At 69.6% G+C, this 17,983-nt stretch carries 11 protein-coding genes; 3 read left to right on the forward strand and 8 right to left on the reverse strand.

What is annotated here, in order from left to right; all coding sequences use genetic code 11:
• Nucleotides 1–26: 26 nt before the first annotated feature.
• A complete protein-coding gene (locus Q8Q77_RS08155) occupies nucleotides 27–1,607 on the reverse strand; it encodes a carboxylesterase/lipase family protein (protein ID WP_305582963.1) in 1,581 nt (526 codons plus the stop codon).
• A gap of 24 nt (nucleotides 1,608–1,631) precedes the next feature.
• Nucleotides 1,632–3,866 carry a beta-glucosidase gene (locus tag Q8Q77_RS08160; RefSeq protein ID WP_305582965.1) on the reverse strand — a complete coding sequence of 745 codons (2,235 nt, stop codon included), beginning with the start codon at nucleotides 3,864–3,866 and terminating at the stop codon, nucleotides 1,632–1,634.
• A gap of 519 nt (nucleotides 3,867–4,385) precedes the next feature.
• On the opposite strand from Q8Q77_RS08160, the gene Q8Q77_RS08165 reads away from it, so the two are divergent.
• On the forward strand, nucleotides 4,386–6,596 hold the full coding sequence (locus tag Q8Q77_RS08165) for a TonB-dependent receptor (protein ID WP_305582967.1): 2,211 nt from the start codon (nucleotides 4,386–4,388) through the stop codon (nucleotides 6,594–6,596).
• Nucleotides 6,597–6,663: 67 nt separating this feature from the next.
• On the forward strand, nucleotides 6,664–8,325 hold the full coding sequence (locus tag Q8Q77_RS08170) for a carboxylesterase/lipase family protein (protein ID WP_305582969.1): 1,662 nt from the start codon (nucleotides 6,664–6,666) through the stop codon (nucleotides 8,323–8,325).
• A gap of 39 nt (nucleotides 8,326–8,364) precedes the next feature.
• Here Q8Q77_RS08170 and Q8Q77_RS08175 read toward each other — a convergent pair whose 3' ends face one another.
• Nucleotides 8,365–9,498: a zinc-binding dehydrogenase gene (locus Q8Q77_RS08175; protein WP_305582970.1), complete on the reverse strand. Its 1,134-nt coding sequence runs from the start codon at nucleotides 9,496–9,498 to the stop codon at nucleotides 8,365–8,367.
• 113 nt (nucleotides 9,499–9,611) lie between these two features.
• On the opposite strand from Q8Q77_RS08175, the gene Q8Q77_RS08180 reads away from it, so the two are divergent.
• Nucleotides 9,612–10,220, forward strand: coding sequence for a molybdenum cofactor guanylyltransferase (locus tag Q8Q77_RS08180; RefSeq protein ID WP_305582971.1), 609 nt, complete (start codon nucleotides 9,612–9,614; stop codon nucleotides 10,218–10,220).
• Here the strand turns inward: Q8Q77_RS08180 and cobA are convergent.
• The 5 genes from cobA to Q8Q77_RS08205 all read right to left on the reverse strand — a co-directional run bounded on the left by cobA (nucleotide 10,181) and on the right by Q8Q77_RS08205 (nucleotide 17,878).
• Complete coding sequence (cobA, locus tag Q8Q77_RS08185; protein ID WP_305582973.1) at nucleotides 10,181–10,954, reverse strand: uroporphyrinogen-III C-methyltransferase; 774 nt, start codon at nucleotides 10,952–10,954, stop codon at nucleotides 10,181–10,183. The two genes, Q8Q77_RS08180 and cobA, sit on opposite strands and share 40 nt — an antisense overlap.
• The gene (locus Q8Q77_RS08190; RefSeq protein ID WP_305582975.1) at nucleotides 10,944–13,619 is read right to left on the reverse strand and encodes a nitrate reductase; all 2,676 of its coding nucleotides are present in this window, start codon (nucleotides 13,617–13,619) and stop codon (nucleotides 10,944–10,946) included. The genes cobA and Q8Q77_RS08190 overlap by 11 nt, the downstream gene beginning before the upstream one ends.
• Nucleotides 13,612–13,956: a nitrite reductase small subunit NirD gene (nirD, locus tag Q8Q77_RS08195; protein WP_305582977.1), complete on the reverse strand. Its 345-nt coding sequence runs from the start codon at nucleotides 13,954–13,956 to the stop codon at nucleotides 13,612–13,614. Before nirD ends, Q8Q77_RS08190 begins: the two co-directional genes overlap by 8 nt.
• Nucleotides 13,953–16,412 (reverse strand): nitrite reductase large subunit NirB, encoded by a 2,460-nt coding sequence (gene nirB / locus Q8Q77_RS08200; RefSeq protein WP_305582979.1) that lies wholly within the window; start codon nucleotides 16,410–16,412, stop codon nucleotides 13,953–13,955. The genes nirD and nirB overlap by 4 nt, the downstream gene beginning before the upstream one ends.
• 251 nt (nucleotides 16,413–16,663) lie before the next feature.
• On the reverse strand, nucleotides 16,664–17,878 hold the full coding sequence (locus Q8Q77_RS08205) for a NarK/NasA family nitrate transporter (RefSeq protein ID WP_305582981.1): 1,215 nt from the start codon (nucleotides 17,876–17,878) through the stop codon (nucleotides 16,664–16,666).
• Nucleotides 17,879–17,983: the final 105 nt, after the last annotated feature.

The raw sequence follows: 17,983 nt of genomic DNA on the forward strand, positions 1-17,983 counted from the left end.
CCGCCGCCGCTCGGTCGGTCGGCGACCTAGTGGACCGCCTTGTCGTTCACGCTCTCGGCTAGGTCCAGGCGCACCTTCCACGGGTCGGCCTTGGCGACCGGGCCGTCATTAGTGAAGTCCAGGATCTGGTCGCTGGCCGGCTCGTAGGCGGGCCATTTCGGACGTCCGGGCCCGTTCGGGTCGCCGGTCTTGGCGAAGGCGATCCAGTAGGCGCTGGCCGCCTCGGCCGCCTTGGCGTCCGAAGCCGTAAGCGCCGCGCCATACTTAGCCTTCACGGTGTTGAGGACGAATGGAATGTCGGTGGCGTGGGGCGCGCCGGGCCATTCCTTGCGCATGGACTCGGCCACGTAGGAGAAGCGGTAGGCGTAGGCCGGACGGCTCTGGGCGGCGAAGGTCCTGGCGACGTAGCGCGCCGGCTCGACCATCATCTGGTCGCTGGCGACCGTCATCCCAACCATCCGCAGGTTCCCGCTATTGGCGGGATCGTAGGCGGCCTGGGCCTTGGCGCGGTTGGCCGCGCCAAAGGGTGCGAAGACCTCGTCGATGGTCCGCGCCTGGGAGAAGCCGATATCCATGCTGTTGGCCCCGAGGATCATCGGGATCTTCGCCCCGCCGCCGGCCTTGTAGATGGCGCCGGGCTCGCCGACGGCGATCTTCCCGTCGATCATCGGGCCGCTGTAGGTGGGATCGAACATGGTCATCATGTCGAGGCCCGACAGGATCGTCTCGGCGGGCGCCTCGCGCAGGGCCGCGAGCGCCGCGGCGTCTTCGCCCTCGATCCCGATGCGCTTGGCGAAGGCCAGGCCGACGGCTTCGCCCGACGGCGGCCCTCCCGGGGCCCCGCCGGTCACCCGGCGTCCGGGCGAAAGGCTCCCGCGCCCCCCGCCGGACTGGACGATGGCCTTGTGGAACAGTCCCTGCGCGGCCGGCGAGGTCGCCAGGGTGTGCACCGAGAAGCCGCCCGCGGACTCGCCGAATATCGTCACGTTGCCCGGATCGCCGCCGAAGGCCTCGATGTTGTGCCGGACCCATTGCAGGGCCGCGACCTGGTCCATGAAGCCGTAGTTGCCGAGAGGCCCGTCCGGGCTCTCCCTGGTCAGGGCCGGATGCCCGAAGAAGCCGAACCGGCCCAGGCGATAGTTGAAGCTGACGAACACCACGCCGTTTTTCGCGAACTCGGTCCCGGCGTAGACGGCCGGCGAGGAGCCGCCGTTCACGAAGCCGCCGCCATAGATCCAGACCATCACCGGCAGCTTGGCGGCGGAGGCCTTGACCGGACGCCAGACATTGAGGACCAGGCAGTCTTCGGCCGGCGTCGTGCCCAATGGCGCGGCGTCGCTGGGGAAGGGTTTCTGCATGCAGTCGGCGCCGTAAGCCGCGGCCGGGCGCACGCCGCTCCAGGACGCCGCGGGCTGCGGCGGCCGCCAGCGCAGGTCGCCGACCGGCGGAGCCGCGAACGGAACGCCCTTGAAGGCGACCACCTCGCCCTCCACGACGCCTTGGAGGGCGCCGGAGGCGACGGTCACTCGGGCGGTCTCGGCCTGGGCCGCGCCCGCCAGGAGAGCCAGGGCGACGCCGGCGATGCTCAATGTCTTCACGATATCCATCCTCTTCAAGGCCGCGTCGTCCGCTCAGGGCTTCAGTGTCTGCGCCGCGATCTCGACCGATCCGCTGAGCCGCGTGTCGGTCGAGCTCGCGCCGACCGAGATCGAATAGGCGCCCTTCGCGACCCGCCAGCCGGGCGCGGCTGTGTCGAACGCCGCCAGCAGCCGCGGGTCGGCCACCACGTCCAGGCGTCGGGATTCACCCGGCGCCAGCGTCACCTTCCGCCACCCGATCAGCCGGCGCAGGCCGCCAGAGGGCGGCGTGGCGTAAACCTGGGCGATCTCGGCGGCCGCGCGCGCGCCGGTGTTCCTGACGGTGAAGGTGACGGAAATCGTCTGGCCGCCCCGCGCCTCCAGGCCGTCATAGGCGAAGCGGGTGTAGGTGAGCCCGTGGCCGAAGGCGAACAGCGGCTTGAGGCTCTTGGATTCGAACCACTTGTAACCCATCGCCGAACCCTCCGGATAAGGCACGTCGAAAGGCGGATCGTTTCCCCCGAACAGGGTGAAGGTCAATTCCGATCCCGGCACGACAGGGCGAGGAAGCTGGGCCTCGCTGGCGGGGAAGGTGATCGGCAGCTTGCCCGAGGGGCTGACCTTGCCGAACAGGATGTTGGCGATCGCCTGGCCGCCGCGTGCGCCGGGGTACCAGGCGGCCAGGACCGCGGGGGTCTTGTCCAGCCAGGGCATGGTCACGGGATTGCCGGTCTCCAGCACCACGACGGTGCGCGGATTGGCGCCGGCCACGGCGGCGATCAAGGCGTCCTGGCCGTCGGGCAGGTTCAGGCTGGGCGCGTCCTGGATCTCGGTCTGCCACTGTTCGGCGAAGACGATGACGATCTCGGCCTCCCGCGCCGCGGCGACGGCCGCGGCGAGGTCGTCGCCGGTCGTGAAGGTGACCTTGGCCCCCGGCGCCGCGGCCCGGATCGCCAGCAGCGGCGACGACGGGTGATAGACCATCTTGAAGAGCGCGGCGGCCGGGCCGCCCTTGGCCGGAAGCTCCAGCGCCGAGCCTCCGAAGGCGATCACCTGCGAGGACCCCGCGCCCGACAGCACGCCCACATCGGCATGCCCGCCGATCACGGCGATCCGCTTCAGCCGCGAGGCCATGGGCAGCAGGTCGCCCTGGTTCTTCAGGAGGACGATCCCCTCCTCGGCGGCGCGCTGGGCGACGGCGGCGTTCGCGGCCTGGTCGATGGGGAGCCGCGGCTTGGCCTCGGTCAGGCCCACGGCGAACATGCTGCGCAGGATGCGCCGCGCCATGTCGTCGAGCCGCGCCGGCGGAACCTCGCCGCTCATCACGGCCGCCTTCAGGGGCGCCCCGAAATAGTCCTCGCGATCGAAGCTGTGGGCCGACTGCTGGTCGAGTCCGCCGTTGGCGGCCTTGACGGTCGAATGCACCCCGCCCCAGTCCGACATCACCCAGCCGCGATAGCCCCAGTCGCCCTTGAGCACCTTGTTGAGCAGGAAATCGTGCTCACAGGCATAGTCGCCGTTGATGCGGTTGTAGGCGCACATCACCGCGCCCGGCTCTCCGGCCTCGATGGCGATCTGGAAGGCGAGCAGGTCGGTTTCGCGGAGCGCCGCCTCGTCGATCTGGGCGTTCAGCACCATCCGGCCGGTCTCCTGGTCGTTGGCCGCGAAGTGCTTGATGGTCGAGACGACGCCCTGGTCCTGGATGCCCTTGATCGCCTGGCCGACCAGCACCCCGGCCAGCAGCGGGTCTTCGCCGGCATATTCGAAGTTTCGCCCGTTGCGCGGGTCGCGCGCCAGGTTGACCGCCCCCGCCAGCAGGACGTTGAAGCCCTTCGACGCCGCCTCGCGGCCGATCATGGCGCCGCCTGCATAGGCGATTTCGGGGTTCCAGCTCGAGGCCTGCGCCAGGCCGGACGGCAGCGGCGTCGCCTGGTCGCCGGGGCGCAGGTGGCCGCCGTTGGCCACACCCAGACCGGCGTCGGACTCCTGCAAGGCCGGGATCCCCAGACGCTCGACACCGGCCTCATAGCCGGCTCCGCCGATCGCGCCCGGCGGCGGCGGGGCGTTCAACGGCGGCGGCAGGCCTTTCATCGTGGCGCCGAAATGCCCGCGCACGAGCTGAAGCTTCTCATCCAGGCCCATGGCCTGGATCAACAAATCCGCCCGGCGGTCGGGGGTCAGCGACGTGTCGCTCCACGGCCGCGCCTCCTGGGCCGACACCTCAAAGCCCGCGATCGTCGCCAGGACAGCCCCCGCCGCAGCGCAGAGATTCCGTCGAAACCTGTCCATGTCGCGGCCCTCCCCCGGCCTGGATGTGCGCGCCCGATTGAGTTTCGTGTGGCGCGGCCTCACTATCGGTGACGAATGATAACGTTGTCAATCAAGCCTGGCATGTGAGCGTTGATGTGCCGGGAGCGCGCGTCCCGGTTGATTGACGACGCTACCTGTAGCCGGTCATTCTGACAACGTTACCTTTAGCAAGCGACTGTTCGGATTTGTCCGCCGCCCCTCGCCCATCCGCCGGCGAGGGTTGATCGTCTTTGCATACCTACTCATAGAATATTTTGACTATAGCCTGACCGGATCGGCTCGGTCGGACGAGCCAGAGCCGCCGCACCCGGTGGGTCGAGCCACCGCCCTTCGCGGCCACATTTTCTTTTTTAAAAAGATGTTGGCGATCCATCGTCGAAATGCAGACGATTTTCACCCTCTTGACAGGAACTCATTATCAGCAGTTATTTCATGCATAAATTGTTTAGTCTTAAAATACTGGATCGCCGAAAATGCGATTCCGGAGAGGGGGATCCTATGAGCATCATGCCTAAGTCCGCCGACCTTGGCCGGTCGCTTCGTCTGCTGGCGTCAGCCTCCACCCTGGCGGTCGCCGCGGGTCTGGTGCTGTCGCCCTCCGTCGCCTTGGCCCAGGCGTCCGCCGACGCCTCCGACGCCGTGCTCGAGGAGCTGGTGGTGACCGCCGAACGGCGAACCGTCAGCCTCCAACAGACCAGCATCGCGGCCTCGGCCCTGAGCAGCGCGGACCTGGAGAAGAAGTCGGTCGAGAACGTCTCGGACCTGCAGCGCGCCACGCCGTCGCTGAGCATCATCGAGCAAGGCTTCAACAAGAGCCTCAACATCCGCGGGATCGGCCTGGCGGTGGTCTCCCCCGCCGTCGTCCCGGGCGTCGCCACCTATCGCGACGGCGTCTTCCTGCCGACCCAGACCACCTACGGCGAGCCCTTCTTCGACATCCAGAGCGTCGAGGTGCTGCGCGGGCCGCAGGGCACCTTCGTCGGCCAGAACTCCACCGGCGGGGGCATCTTCATCAACTCCAAGTCGCCGACGATCGGCGACGGGGTGAACGGCGACGTCTCGCTGGGCCTGGGCAACTACCAGAACGTCTCGCTGCGTGGCGCGGTCAACCTGCCGATCAGCGACACGCTCGCCGCGCGGGTGGCCTTCAACGCCGAGCAGAAGGACAGCTTCTACGACAATCTCGGCTCGTCCACGGTCGAGCCCGGCAAGGTCAACATGGCCAACCTGCGGCTGGGCCTGCTGTGGACGCCGAACGAGTCGCTGAGCGTTCTCTTCAAGACCCAGTACAACAAGAGCTCAACCGACGGTTACGCCTACAAACCTATCCCCGGCACGGCCTTCGCGGCCCTGGCGCCCGCCGACCCCTTCACGATCAACTTCGATCGCCAGGACCTGCGCAACGACGCACTCTATGTCCGCTCGTCGCTGCAGGTGGACTACACCTTCGCCAACGGGGTGAAGCTGCGGTCGAACACCGGCCTGCAGTACAATGACGAGCGGATCGTCTACGATACCGACGCCACCGCCGCGCCGGTCCTGTTCCAGACCCAGGACTATATCGAGCGCATCGCCACCCAGGACATCAGCCTGATCTCGCCGGACGACGCGGCGCTGCGCTGGGTCGTTGGCGCGACCTATTTCAAATACACCGACTATGTCGACAGCACGATCTACACGCCGGTCAACCGCGTGCGGATCTACATCTACCTGCCCAAGAGCTCTTATGGGGTGTTCGGCGCGGCGACCTATAACCTGACGCCGACCCTCGAACTGCAGGTGGGCGCGCGCTACAGCGCCGACGAGATGAAGTTCCAGGGCTTCACCCGCATCACCCCCGGTCCCACCCTGCCCGCCAACGCATCGGGCGACGGCGACCAGTGGACCGGCAAGGTCGCCCTGAACTGGAAGCCGAATTCCGACAACCTGATCTATGGGTTCTGGGCCAAGGGCTACAAGTCGGGCGGCGCCAACACCAACGGCGTCCCCTTCGATCCCGAGACCGTGCAGGACTACGAGATCGGCTGGAAGTCGACCCTGCTGGACGGGCGTCTGCGCACCCAGCTCGGCGCCTTCTACATGAAGTACGACGGCTTCCAGGCGGTGACCTACGACCCGACCACGACCCGCACCGCCACCACCAACGCCACGGCCTCGACGATCAAGGGCTTCGAAGCCCAGGCCCAGCTCCAGTTCGGCCGCTTCGGCGCCGACGCCAGCCTGGCCTATGTGAACTCGGAGATGGGCACGCTGACCCTGGTCAACACCCGGCTGCTGCCAGGCGGATCGGCGACCGGCCTTGGGGTGCAGTGCCCCGCCGGCGTCCCGTCCAACCCGCCTCTGTGCTTCAATTACCAGCCGTTCACGGTGACCATCGAGGGCGCGGCCAATCCCTATGCGCCGGAATGGACGGGCAATGTCGGCATGCAATACGCCTTCGACCTGGGCGGCGGCACGCTGACCCCCCGGGTCGACGTGGCCTATATCGGATCGCAGTGGACGAGCTTCTTCCAGGCGCCGCGCGACTATCTGGCCGCGAGGACGGTGGTCAACATGCAGCTCACCTACGAGCGGGACGATTGGACCGTGCAGGGCTACGCGACCAACGTGGCCGACAAGCGCTACATCTCTGGCCAGAGCGCATTCGGCGATAACCAGTTTTACGGCGCGCCGCGGCAGTTCGGCGTGCGCGTCTCCCGGCGCTTCTAGTCACCGACGCCCCGCGCCGCCCGATGCGGCGCGGGGCGCGACCGCACCTTCATCCAAGGCGATCTCCATGGCTCCCGCTCAATCCGATTCCGCTCTTCAGACGAGATCCCAGCGCCGGTCGCGCCTAGGGATCGCGCTTGGCCTCCTGCTCGCGCTCCCCGCCGCCAGCCAGGCCGCGCCGAACCCCCTTCAGGTCACCACCCGCCAAGGCGCAGTGGCCGGCGTCGAGGTCAGCCAGACCCGCGCCTTCCTCGGCGTCCCCTACGCGGCCCCGCCGGTTGGGGACCTGCGCTGGGCCAAGCCCGCGCCCGCCAAGGCCTGGACCGGCGTGCGGCCCGCCGTCGCCTTCGGCGCCAAGTGCCCGAGCCCGAGTTGGGGCCCGCAGCGCGGAATGGCCGGCGACGAGGACTGCCTCTTCCTTAATGTCTATGTCCCAAAGGGCGCGGCGAAATCCCGTCCGGTGGCGGTCTGGTTCCATGGCGGCGGCTTCACGGCCGGCGCCTCCCAGGACGTCGACCCGTCGCGGTTCGCCGAGAAGACCGGCGCGATCGTGGTCACGGTGAACTACCGCCTGGGCGCGCTCGGCTTCGCCTCCCTGGCCGAGCTCGACGCCGAGAGCGGCACGAACAGTTCGGGAAACTACGCCCTGCTGGACCAGCAGGCCGCACTGCGCTGGGTGGCCGAGAACATCAAGGCGTTCGGCGGCGATCCCCGCCGGGTGACGGCGGTCGGCGAGTCCGCCGGGTCGTTCAGCATCTGGAGCCACATCGCCTCGCCCCACGCGCGCGGCCTCTTCCAGCGCGCCATCACGATGTCCGGGGTCAATTCGTCGTTCGGCGACGGCTTGCCGATGGTCGAACGCTCAGTGGAACAGGCGCGCGGGCCCTCATCCAAGCTCGCCACCGAGTTCGGCTGCGAAAAGGGCCCGGCGCTGCTGGCGTGCCTACGCGCCGTGCCGGCCGCCAAGCTGGTCGCCGCTGCGGCCAAGCCCGGCGGCTGGGCCGGCTGGACGATCATCCTCGACGGCTACGTGCTGCCCGAGCAGCCCAGGACGCTGCGCGAGAACGGCAAGGTCGCCCAGATGCCGGTCCTCTCCGGGACCACAGAGAACGAGGGCGGCTTCTTCACCGTCGGCCGGCGGCTGCGGCCGGGCGCGGGATGGACCGAGGCCGACTACGCCAAGAACGTCTCCGCCGCGCCCTTCGGAGCCCAGATCCTGGCCGCCTACCCGCCGCTGAAGCATGGCGCCCCGGACGAGACCTTCGCCGTGGCGGTGAGCGACCAGTGGGCTTGCGGCGCCCGCAAGATGAACGCGATCTACAGCCGGCTGGCCAGCGTCCACGCCTATGAGTTCGCCGACCGCCAGGCGCCGCCCACCCTGTTCGCCTTCCCGGGCGCTCCCGGCGGGGCGCTGCACACCGCCGAGATCCCCTATGTGTTCCAGACCAGCTATCCCAGCGAGCTCCACCGCACCCCGCCGGCGTTCTCGCCGGCCCAGGCGGCGCTGTCCGAACGCATGCTGAAAGCCTGGGGCGACTTCGTCTGGGGCCGCGCGCCCGGCGACTGGCCGGCGTTCAGCAAGACCGGCGAGACGGTCATCCTCACGCCGGAGGGCGACAAGCCGATGTCGTCCACCGCCTTCGGCGAGAAACACAACTGCGCCTTCTGGGACACCACCCAGTTCGGCGACTGGATGGTCAACACCGGCAACCTGGCCCGCAGCGACTGAGCCGCCGCCGAGCCTGGGGGGCCGCCCTCTCGGGGGCGGCTACTTGCTGGGATTGATCAGGTACTTCTCGCCGGTGGCGCGACGGTTGTAAGCGGCGATGATGTCGGGCTGCAGGGCCTGGGCCAGCGACACCTCGTGCGAATAGTGGCTGGCGAAGGTGGTCTTCAACTCGGCGGCGACACGCTCGCGCAGCTTCTGGGCCGCCTCCGGGCCGATCTTCATCAGGAACGGAGTCAGGAGCCAGCCGCCCAGGCCCCAGGCCATGCCGAAGCCGCGGTTGAGCTCGGTGGGCCGGGTGTCGAGGCCGCCATAGATATAGACCTGCTTGTGCACCGACGAGCCGTAGCGGCTGTAGCTGGTGGCGGTCTGGTTGGCGGCCGCCTCCATGCCGCTGAGGATCTGGCCGGCCAGTTTGCCGCCGCCGATGGCGTCGAAGGCCAGGGTCGCGCCGGTGGCCACCAGGGCCTTGATCAGGTCTTCCATGAAGCCGGGCGCGCTGGAATCCACCACATGCTTGGCGCCGACGCCCTGCAGGATCGCCGCCTGCCCGGGGCTGCGGACGATATTGACCAGGCCCACGCCCTCGGCGAGGCAGAGTTTGTTCAGCATCTGGCCCAGGTTGGAGGCTGCGGCCGTGTGCACCAGGGCGGTGTGGCCCTCGCGGCGCATGGTCTCGACCATGCCGAGCGCGGTGAGCGGATTGACGAAGCAGGAGGCGCCGTCGGCGGCGCTGGCCCCCTCCGGCAGGACCAGGAGGTCGGCGGCCTTTAGGCAGCGGTACTGGGCGTACATCGCCCCGCCCAGCATGGCCACGGTCTTGCCGACCAGGTGCTGGGCGTCGGCCCCAGCCTTGATCACGACACCCGCGCCCTCGTTGCCCACCGGCATCGACTCGTCGAGCCGCGCGGCCATGGCGCGCATGTAGGCCTCGGGGATCTTGGCGGTGACCACCGGGTTATCGGGAGTTCCCGTCAGGGCCGCGGTGGACATGTCGGCCGCGCCCAGCAGCAGGCCGAGGTCGGACGGGTTGATCGGCGAGGCCTCGACACGGACCAGCACCTCGTCGGCGGCGGGCTCCGGAATGGCGACCCGCGCCAGCGACAGTTCGAGCTCGCCGCTCGCCTTGACCAGCGAGCGCAGTTGTAGGCCCGTTTCCTGATTGTCGTTCGCCATGTCGTATCTCCCGTCGCACGCTGTAATTTTGCAGCGCGCAAAAGAGCGCGTCGCGCGGGCCGGGGCAATGGGCGTGCTTCCCGTGAGGCGCAATCTCTGAGACCTTCAGGATCATGGGAAGCAGTTCAGACGCTCCGGTCGGCCTGGTGATCGCCGGCGGGCGCTCGCAGCGGTTCGGCGGCGAGAAAGCCGTCGCGCTGCTGGCGGGACAGTCGCTGCTGGCGCGAGCCTGCGCGCGGCTGGCGCGGGGATGCACGGCGGTGGCGGTCAATGTCCGGCCGGGCGGGGTCGGCGCGGCCGAGGCGGAGCGGCTGGGCCTCGTTGTGCTGGATGATCCGCCGGGCCTCGCGCCCGGCCCGCTCGGCGGCGTGCTCGCCGGCCTCAGATGGACGGCGACTCAGGGCGCAGGCCTGTTGATCACCCTGCCCTGCGACACGCCGCTGCTGCCGGACGATCTGGTCGCGCGGCTGATCGCGGCGGCGTCCGGTCTCTCATGCGCCGTGGCGCGGACGCCGGACGGGGTGCAGTCACTGTGCGCCGCCTGGAGCATCGGGCTGATCGGCGACCTCGAGGCGGCCCTGGCCGACGGCCACCATCCGCCGGTCCACGGGTTCCTGGAAGACCACGACTGCGGCTTCGTCGACTATGCGGAGGCCGCCGGCTTCCTGAACATCAACACCCCTCAGGACCTCGCCGAGGCCGCGCGAAGGCTAGGGGCGTAGGCGGCGCGGGCCTGGCTGGCGACCTCGCCGACCACCAGCAGGACAGGACCCGAAAACGCCGCGTTTTCCACATCTTCGCCCAACATGCTCAGGGTGGTCGAAAGGATGCGTGCGTCCTCGCGTCCGGCGTTCTCCACCGCCAAGGCGGGCGTGCCAGGAGCGCGGCCTTCGGCCATCAGGCGGGCGGCGGCGGCACGGGCTGCGTCGCGGGCCATATAGAGGATCAACGTGGTCTCGGCGTCGGCCAGGCCGCTCCAGCCGCCCTCCACGACCGAGCCGTCCTGTACCCGGGCTGTGGCGAAGGCGATGCGGCGGGCCTCGCCGCGATGGCTCAGCGGGAAGGCGAACTGGGCCGCCGCGGCGCTGGCGGCGGTGACCCCGGGCACGACATCGACCTCGACGCCGTGGGCCTCCAAGAAGGCGCGCTCCTCGCCCGAGCGCCCGAACACCGAGGGATCGCCGCCCTTCAGGCGGACCACGTTCAGGCCTCGGCGCGCGAGGCGCAGCATCAGCCGATTGATGGTCTCCTGCTTCATGCTGGTCTTCCCGGCCCGCTTGCCGGTCTGGATGCGCACGCAGCCGGCCGGGGCCAGGGCCAGGATCTCGTCGGCGACGAGGGCGTCATATAGCAACGCCTGGGCGGTCTCGACGGCCCGCAGGGCGCGCACGGTCATCAGGTCGACGGTGCCGGGACCGGCGCCCACCAGGCGGACCTTGCCCATTTCAAGCGGCATGACGGGCCTCCTCCTTGGATTGCGTGCGCAGCATGCGAGCGAGTTCCGGACGGCAGGATCCGCAGTTGGTCCCGGCCCCAGTGGCGGCGCCCAGGGCCTCGATGGTGCCCGCGCCGCCGGCGACGGCGGCGGTGAGCTTGTGGGTTCCGACCTTGAAACAGGCGCAGACGATGGCCCCTTCGTCGCGGGCCCCGACGGCGCGGCCGGCCAGCAGAGCGGCGCGGTCGGTCATCGACAGGGCCTCGTCCAGGAAGCGGTCGGCGATCCAGCCGCGCACCGGCAGGCCGCCCATCTCGGTGACCACCAGGACCCGCTCGGGCCGGCCGTCGCGCAGGAGGGCGCGGCGCACGGTTCCGCGCGCCGGATCGTCCATGGCCAGGGCCTCGCCCTCCCCGTCGGGCATCAGGGCCGCGGCGGCTGCCTCGCGCTCCCCGAGACCGCCGAGCCCCGCGAATTCGTGGACATGGCAGCCATCATAGGGGGTGCGGCGCCAGACCAGGTCCAGGCCGTCGGGCGGCGACTGAGGCTCGCGGGTCACCAGGAAGCCGCGCCAGGCCTCGCCATAGGGGCCGACCCGAGCGGGGGTGTGCTTGAACTCCGGCTGGCCCGAGGTGGGGTCGACGAACGGCTCCACCAGCGGGTTGCAGCGGCCGGACGGGGCGAAGGCGTTGGTCCAGTGCATGGGCAGGAAGATCCCGCCCGGCCGCTGGCGGTCGGTGAGCTTGGCGGTGACCACGGCGTGGCCGACGCGGGTCTCGATCCGGGCCAGCTCGCCGTCGGCGATCCCGAAGCGGGCGGCGTCGGCGGGATGGATCTCGACCATCGGCTCCGGCGAATGGCGGCACAGTTCCGGCGCCAGGCCCGTGCGGGTCATGGTGTGCCAGTGGTCGCGCATCCGGCCGGTGTTGAGGGCCAGCGGATAGTCGGCGTCCACCGGCCGCGCCGGGCCTTGCGGTTTGACGGGCTTGAGGTTCGCCCGGCCGTCGGGCGTCTGGAAGCCGCCCTCCGTGAACAGCCGCGCCGTCCCCCCATCAGGACCGACCGGCCATTGAACCGGCTCCAAGCCCTCGTAACCAGCGTCCGAAAGTTCGCTCAGCGGTCCCAGGTTGAGGATCCGCGCGCCGTCGTTCTCGAAGCGGGTGAGCGCGGCGTATTCGCGGAACACGTCGGCGGGCCGGCGCCAGCCAAACCCCTCGCGGTAACCCATGGCCTTGGCCACGTCAGCGACGATCCGCCAGTCGGCGCGGGCCTCGCCGGGGGCGGCGAACAGCGGCCGCTGGCGCGAGATGCGGCGCTCGGAATTGGTGACCGTGCCGTCCTTCTCGCCCCAGGCCAGGGCGGGCAGCTTCACATGGGCGAACGCGAGGGTGTCGGTGTCGGCCATGACGTCGGAGACGGCGACGAAGGGACAGGCCGCCAGAGCCTCACGCACCCGCGATGCGGCCGGCAGGCTGACCACCGGATTGGTGGCCATGATCCAGATCGCCTTGATCCGCCCGTCACGCACCGCCTCGAACATCTCGACGGCCTTGAGGCCCGGCGTGGGCGCCACCTGGGGCGTCTTCCAGAAGGCGGCGACCCGCTCGCGGTCGGCCCGGCTGAAACCCATGTGGGCCGCGAGCGTCGTGGCCATGCCGCCGGTTTCGCGCCCGCCCATGGCGTTGGGCTGGCCGGTGATCGAGAACGGCGCGGCGCCCGGCTTGCCGATCTTGCCGGTGGCCAGGTGGGCGTTGAGGATCGCCAGGCCCTTGGAGACACCCTGGGCCGACTGGTTGGCGCCCATGCTGAACAGGGTCACCGTCTTCTGCGTCTCGGCGAAGGCGGCGTAGAAGGCGAGCACGGAATCGGACGTCAGGCCGCAGTCCTGGGCGATGGCCTGCAGGCTCTGGTCGTCGGCGGCGAGCACGCGGCGCAGGTCGCCGAAGCCGTTCAGATGGGCCGCGACATAGGCGCGGTCGATCCCACCATTCCTATCCATCCAGGCCAGCAGGCCGTTCCACAGGCGCACGTCGGTCTGGGGCGCGAGCGGTAGGAAGAGGTCGGCGCCCTCGGCGGTGTCGGTGCGGCGCGGGTCGATGACGATCCAGCGCTGCCCCCGCGCGCGGGCCTGCTCCATGCGGCGGAACAGCACCGGATGGGTCCAGGCCGCGTTGTGGCCGGAAAACACCACCAGGTCGGCGAGGTCGAGGTCCTCGTAGCAGCCGGGCACCAGGTCGGCGCCGAAGGCCTGGCCATGGGCGGCGACCGCCGAGGCCATGCAGAGCCGTGAATTGGTGTCGATATTCCCCGAGCCGATGAAGCCCTTCATCAGCTTGTTGGCCGCGTAGTAGTCCTCGGTCAGCAGCTGGCCCGAGACATAGAAGGCCACCGAATCCGGTCCGTGCTCGGCGATGGTCCGCGAGAAGGCGTCAGCCACGCTCGCGGTGGCTTCGTCCCAGCCGACCGCGCGATCGCCGATCATCGGGTGCAGCAGCCGGCCCTGAAGGTGGACCGTCGAGCCCAGCGCCGTGCCCTTGGAGCAGAGCCGCCCAAAATTGGCCGGGTGAGCCTGGTCGCCTTTGACGGAGAGTCCGCGCGCTTCGCCCGCCTGGCCCGCGACGCCGCAGCCGACCCCGCAATAGGGGCAGGTGGTCTTGACCGGGCTGGGCAGGCCGCCGTCAGCCATCACCGCGCCCGATCAGGATGCGGCCGTCGCGCACCTGCAGCGGCACCACCGGCGCGCAGCCCTTGCCGCGGTCGGCGCCCAGAGGCTCGCCGGTGGCCAGCTCGATCGACCAATTGTGCAGCGGACAGGCGACGGCGTGGCCGTGGACGATTCCCTGGCTGAGCGGCCCGCCCTTGTGGGGGCACTTGTCCATCAGGGCGAAGATCCGCCCGTCCCCGGTGCGGAAGATGGCGATGTCGCCCTTGGCGCTGGGCACCCGGCGCGCACCCCGCAGGGGGATGTCCGTCACGTCGCCGACGTCGGTCCAGGTCATGGGGTCCTTCACGAGGGCGTTCATGCGGGGGCGAACTCCAGACGGCGGCTGAGCGGGTTGAACTCTTCGGCATGCCGGCCGGCCACCCGCTCGGCCCAGGGGTCGATGCGGGAAAAGCGCTGCGAATAGGCAAAGCGGTCGTAGAGGGCGCGGCGGTTCTCCGGGTCCTCGATCTCGGCCTGGATCGAGGCCAGACCGACCCGGTCCATCCACTTGTAGATCCGCTCCAGGTACCAGCCACGCTCACGGTAGAGCTGGGTGACGGCGCAGATGGTCCAGATCGCCTCCTCTTCGGTGGCGACCTTGGTGAGGATCTCTGTGCCGCGGATGTGCAGGCCGGCGGCGCCGCCGATGTGGATTTCGTAGCCGCTGTCGACGCAGATCACGCCGATGTCCTTGCAGGTCGCCTCGGCGCAGTTGCGCGGGCAGCCGGAGACGCCGAGCTTGACCTTGGCCGGGGTCCAGGACCCCCACATGAACTTCTCCAGCCGCACGCCGAGGCCGGTGGAGTCCTGGGTCCCGAACCGGCACCACTCCGAGCCGACGCAGGTCTTCACCGTGCGCAGGCCCTTGGCGTAGGCGTGGCCGGAGACCATGCCCGCGGCGTTGAGGTCGGCCCAGACGGCGGGCAGGTCGTCCTTCTTGACGCCCAGCAGGTCGATGCGCTGGCCGCCGGTCACCTTGACGGTGGGGATCTGGAACTTGTCGGCCACGTCGGCGATGGCGCGCAGTTCGTTGGGGGTGGTCACGCCGCCCCACATGCGCGGCACGACGGAATAGGTCCCGTCCTTCTGGATGTTGGCGTGGACCCGCTCGTTGATGAAGCGACTCTGCTTGTCGTCGCGATAGTCGCCAGGCCAGGCGCAGAGCAGGTAGTAGTTGAGCGCCGGTCGGCAGGACGAGCAGCCGTCGGGCGTATGCCACTCCAGCGCCTGCATGACCGCCGGCGTGGACTTCAGGCTCTCGGCCAGGATGCGTTTGCGCACCTCGTCGTGGCCGTGCTGGGTGCAGCCGCAGACCGGCTTGGGACCCGTCTGGGCCTCGAAGCCGTCACCCAGGGTGAGCTGCAGCAGTTGCTCGACCAGCGGCGTGCAGGAGCCGCAGGAGGCCGAGGCCTTGGTGTGGGCGCGCACGCCGTCGAGGGTGGTGAGGCTCAGCTCGGCGATGGCGCCGGTGATCGCGCCCTTGCAGACGCCGTTGCAGCCGCAGACCTCTTGCGAGTCCGGCATCGCCGCAACGGCCGACCTAGGGTCCACCCCCCGAAGGGCCTCCGTGATCGCCTGGCCGAAGATCAGGGTGTCGCGCACATCGGCCACATCGGCCCCGCTGCGCATCAGGTCGAAGTACCAGCCGCCGTCGGCGGCGTCGCCGAACAGCACCGCCCCGGCCACCTTGCCGTCCTCGATGACCACGCGCTTGTAGACGCCTCGCCCGGCGTCGCGGAACACCACGTCCTCGCAGCCCTCCCCGCCGCCAAACTTGCCGGCCGAGAACACGTCGACGCCGGAGACCTTCAGCCGGGTCTGCAGCAGCGAGCCCTCATAGGTCGCGTCCGATCCCGTCAGCACCTCGCCCAGCGTGCGGCACATGTCCCAGATGGGCGCCACCAGGCCATAGGCGACCCCGCGATGCTCGGCGCACTCGCCGATGGCGAAGATGGCGGGATCGGAGGTGCGCATCTGGTCGTCGACCACCACGCCCCGGCCGCAGGTGATCCCGGCGGCGGCGGCCAGGCCCGTAGCCGGCCGAATGCCGACCGCCATGACCAGGATGTCGCCGGGGATGACCGTACCGTCCTTCAGTTTCAGGCCGGCGACCCGGCCGTCCTTCTCCAGGATCGCTTCGGAATGGGCGCCCAGCACCGTCTCGACGCCGCGCTCGGCCAGGGCTTCGCGCAGCAGGAAGCTCGCCGATTCGTCGAGCTGGCGCTCCATCAGCACATCCATCAGGTGGATGACGGTCGCGGCCATGCCGCGGCGGACCAGGCCATAGGCGGCCTCCAGGCCCAGCAGGCCGCCGCCGATGACGATGGCGCGGCCGCCCTTCTCGGCGGCGGCGACCATGGCCTCCACGTCGTCCAGGTCGCGGAAGGTGACGACGCCTTGCAGGTCCGCGCCCGGCAGGGGCAAGCGGACCGGATCGGAACCGCAGGCCAGGATCAGCCGGTCATAGGCGACGCTCAGCCCGCCCTCGGCCTCGACGACCTTGGCGGTTGGGTCGATGCTGGTGACCTTGCGGCCGGAATGCAGGGTGATGGCGTTGTCGGCGTACCAGGCCAGATCGTTGATGACGATCTCGTCGAAGGTCTTCTCCCCAGCCAGGACCGGCGAGAGCATGATGCGGTTGTAGTTCACCCGGGGCTCGGCGCCGAAGACGGTGATGTCGTAGCGCGTCGGATCGCGCTTCAGCACCTCTTCGATGGCGCGGCACCCGGCCATCCCGTTGCCGATAACGACCAGACGTTGCTTAGGCTGGGACATCGCCCTCTCCGTCTTGGGCTCCACGATGCGCGGAGCGACAAACTGTTCGGATGGACGCCTTTGCCCGGACTGGCCCGACCGGGCCTCGGCTCGCAAGAGCCGGGTGGCGAAACCTCGTTGTTTCGCGCCTCTCCGTTGTACCGCAAGGATTGCTGCGATGCGGCATGAGGAGAGGCCGGGTCGGGTGTACGGCGGCCATCCGCTGGATAATTGGGCGCCTCAGGCGGCCGGCGCCTAAGAGCTGGGCGCCCTCAGACCCGCGCCACGGTGGCCGAGGCCGCGCCCCAGGTGGTGCGCCACTGCTTCTTGACGGTGGTCAGGCCCACCAGGGCGACGACGGCCAGGGCCGCGAAGCCGAGGAAGCCCGCCTGGTAGGAGCCGGTGAGTTGCTTGGCCAGGCCCAGGCTGGAGGCCAGGTAGAAGCCGCCGATGCCGCCAGTCATGCCGACCAGGCCGGTCATCACCCCGATCTCGTTGCGGAACCGCTGCGGGACGAGCTGGAACACCGCGCCGTTGCCCATGCCGAGCGCCGCCATGCCGAAGATCACCACGCCCAAGGTCATGCGCACATCGGCCAGGCCGAAGCTCATGACCGTCAGGGCCGCGGCAGCGACCACGTACATGATCGAGAGGGTCCGGATGCCGCCGATGCGGTCGGCCAGGGCGCCGCCGATCGGCCGCACCATGGAGCCGGCGAACACGCAGGCCGCCGTGAAGAAGCCCGCCATCACCGGCGCCAGGCCGTATTGGGTGTTGAAGTAGATGGTCAGGGACGAGGAGAGGCCCACGAAGCCGCCGAACGTCACGCCGTAGAACAGCATGAACCACCAGGCGTCGCCGATCTTCAGCACCGACAGGTACTCGGAGAGCGGCTTGGGCGCGGGCTGGTCAGGGCTGTCCTTGGCGAACACCAGATAGACCAGGAAGGCGACGATCAGCGGGATGGTCGCCAGGCCGAGCACGTTCTGCCAGCCGACCAGATTGGCCAGGCCCGGAGCGAACAGGGAGGCGAAGACCGTCCCCGAATTGCCGGCCCCGGCGATGCCCAGGGCCACGCCCTGGTACTGCGGCGGATACCAGCGCGAAGCCAGCGGCAGGGCGATGGCGAAGGACGAGCCCGCCACGCCCAGGACCAGGCCGACCGCCAGGACCCCGGCATAGGTGTCGACCTTGAGCATCCAGGCGATCAGCAGTCCAGCGATGACGACGATCTGGCACAGGGTGCCCGCCAACTTTGGGCCGATGCGGTCCACCAGCACGCCGTTGACGATGCGCAGCACCGCTCCGGCCAGCACCGGCAGGGCGACCATCAGGCCCTTCTCGGCGGCGTTGAGGTCCAGGTCCTTGGCGATCTGCACGCCCAGCGAGCCCAACAGGACCCAGACCATGAAGCTCATGTCGAAATAGAAGAAGGCCGAGGCCAGGGTGGGCGTGTGGCCCGCCTTCAAGAAGTCCTTGCCGATCATCGCACGCTCTGGATCTCGCGCCGGGGAGGCGGCGCTGGGTTGCGGTGTTGGCGGATCGTCCAGAGCGTCCTGGAGACCCACGCCGCCGTTGGCGTGGGCGAAACG

This window comes from Phenylobacterium sp. (genome assembly GCF_030698145.1).
Taxonomy (GTDB): domain Bacteria; phylum Pseudomonadota; class Alphaproteobacteria; order Caulobacterales; family Caulobacteraceae; genus Phenylobacterium.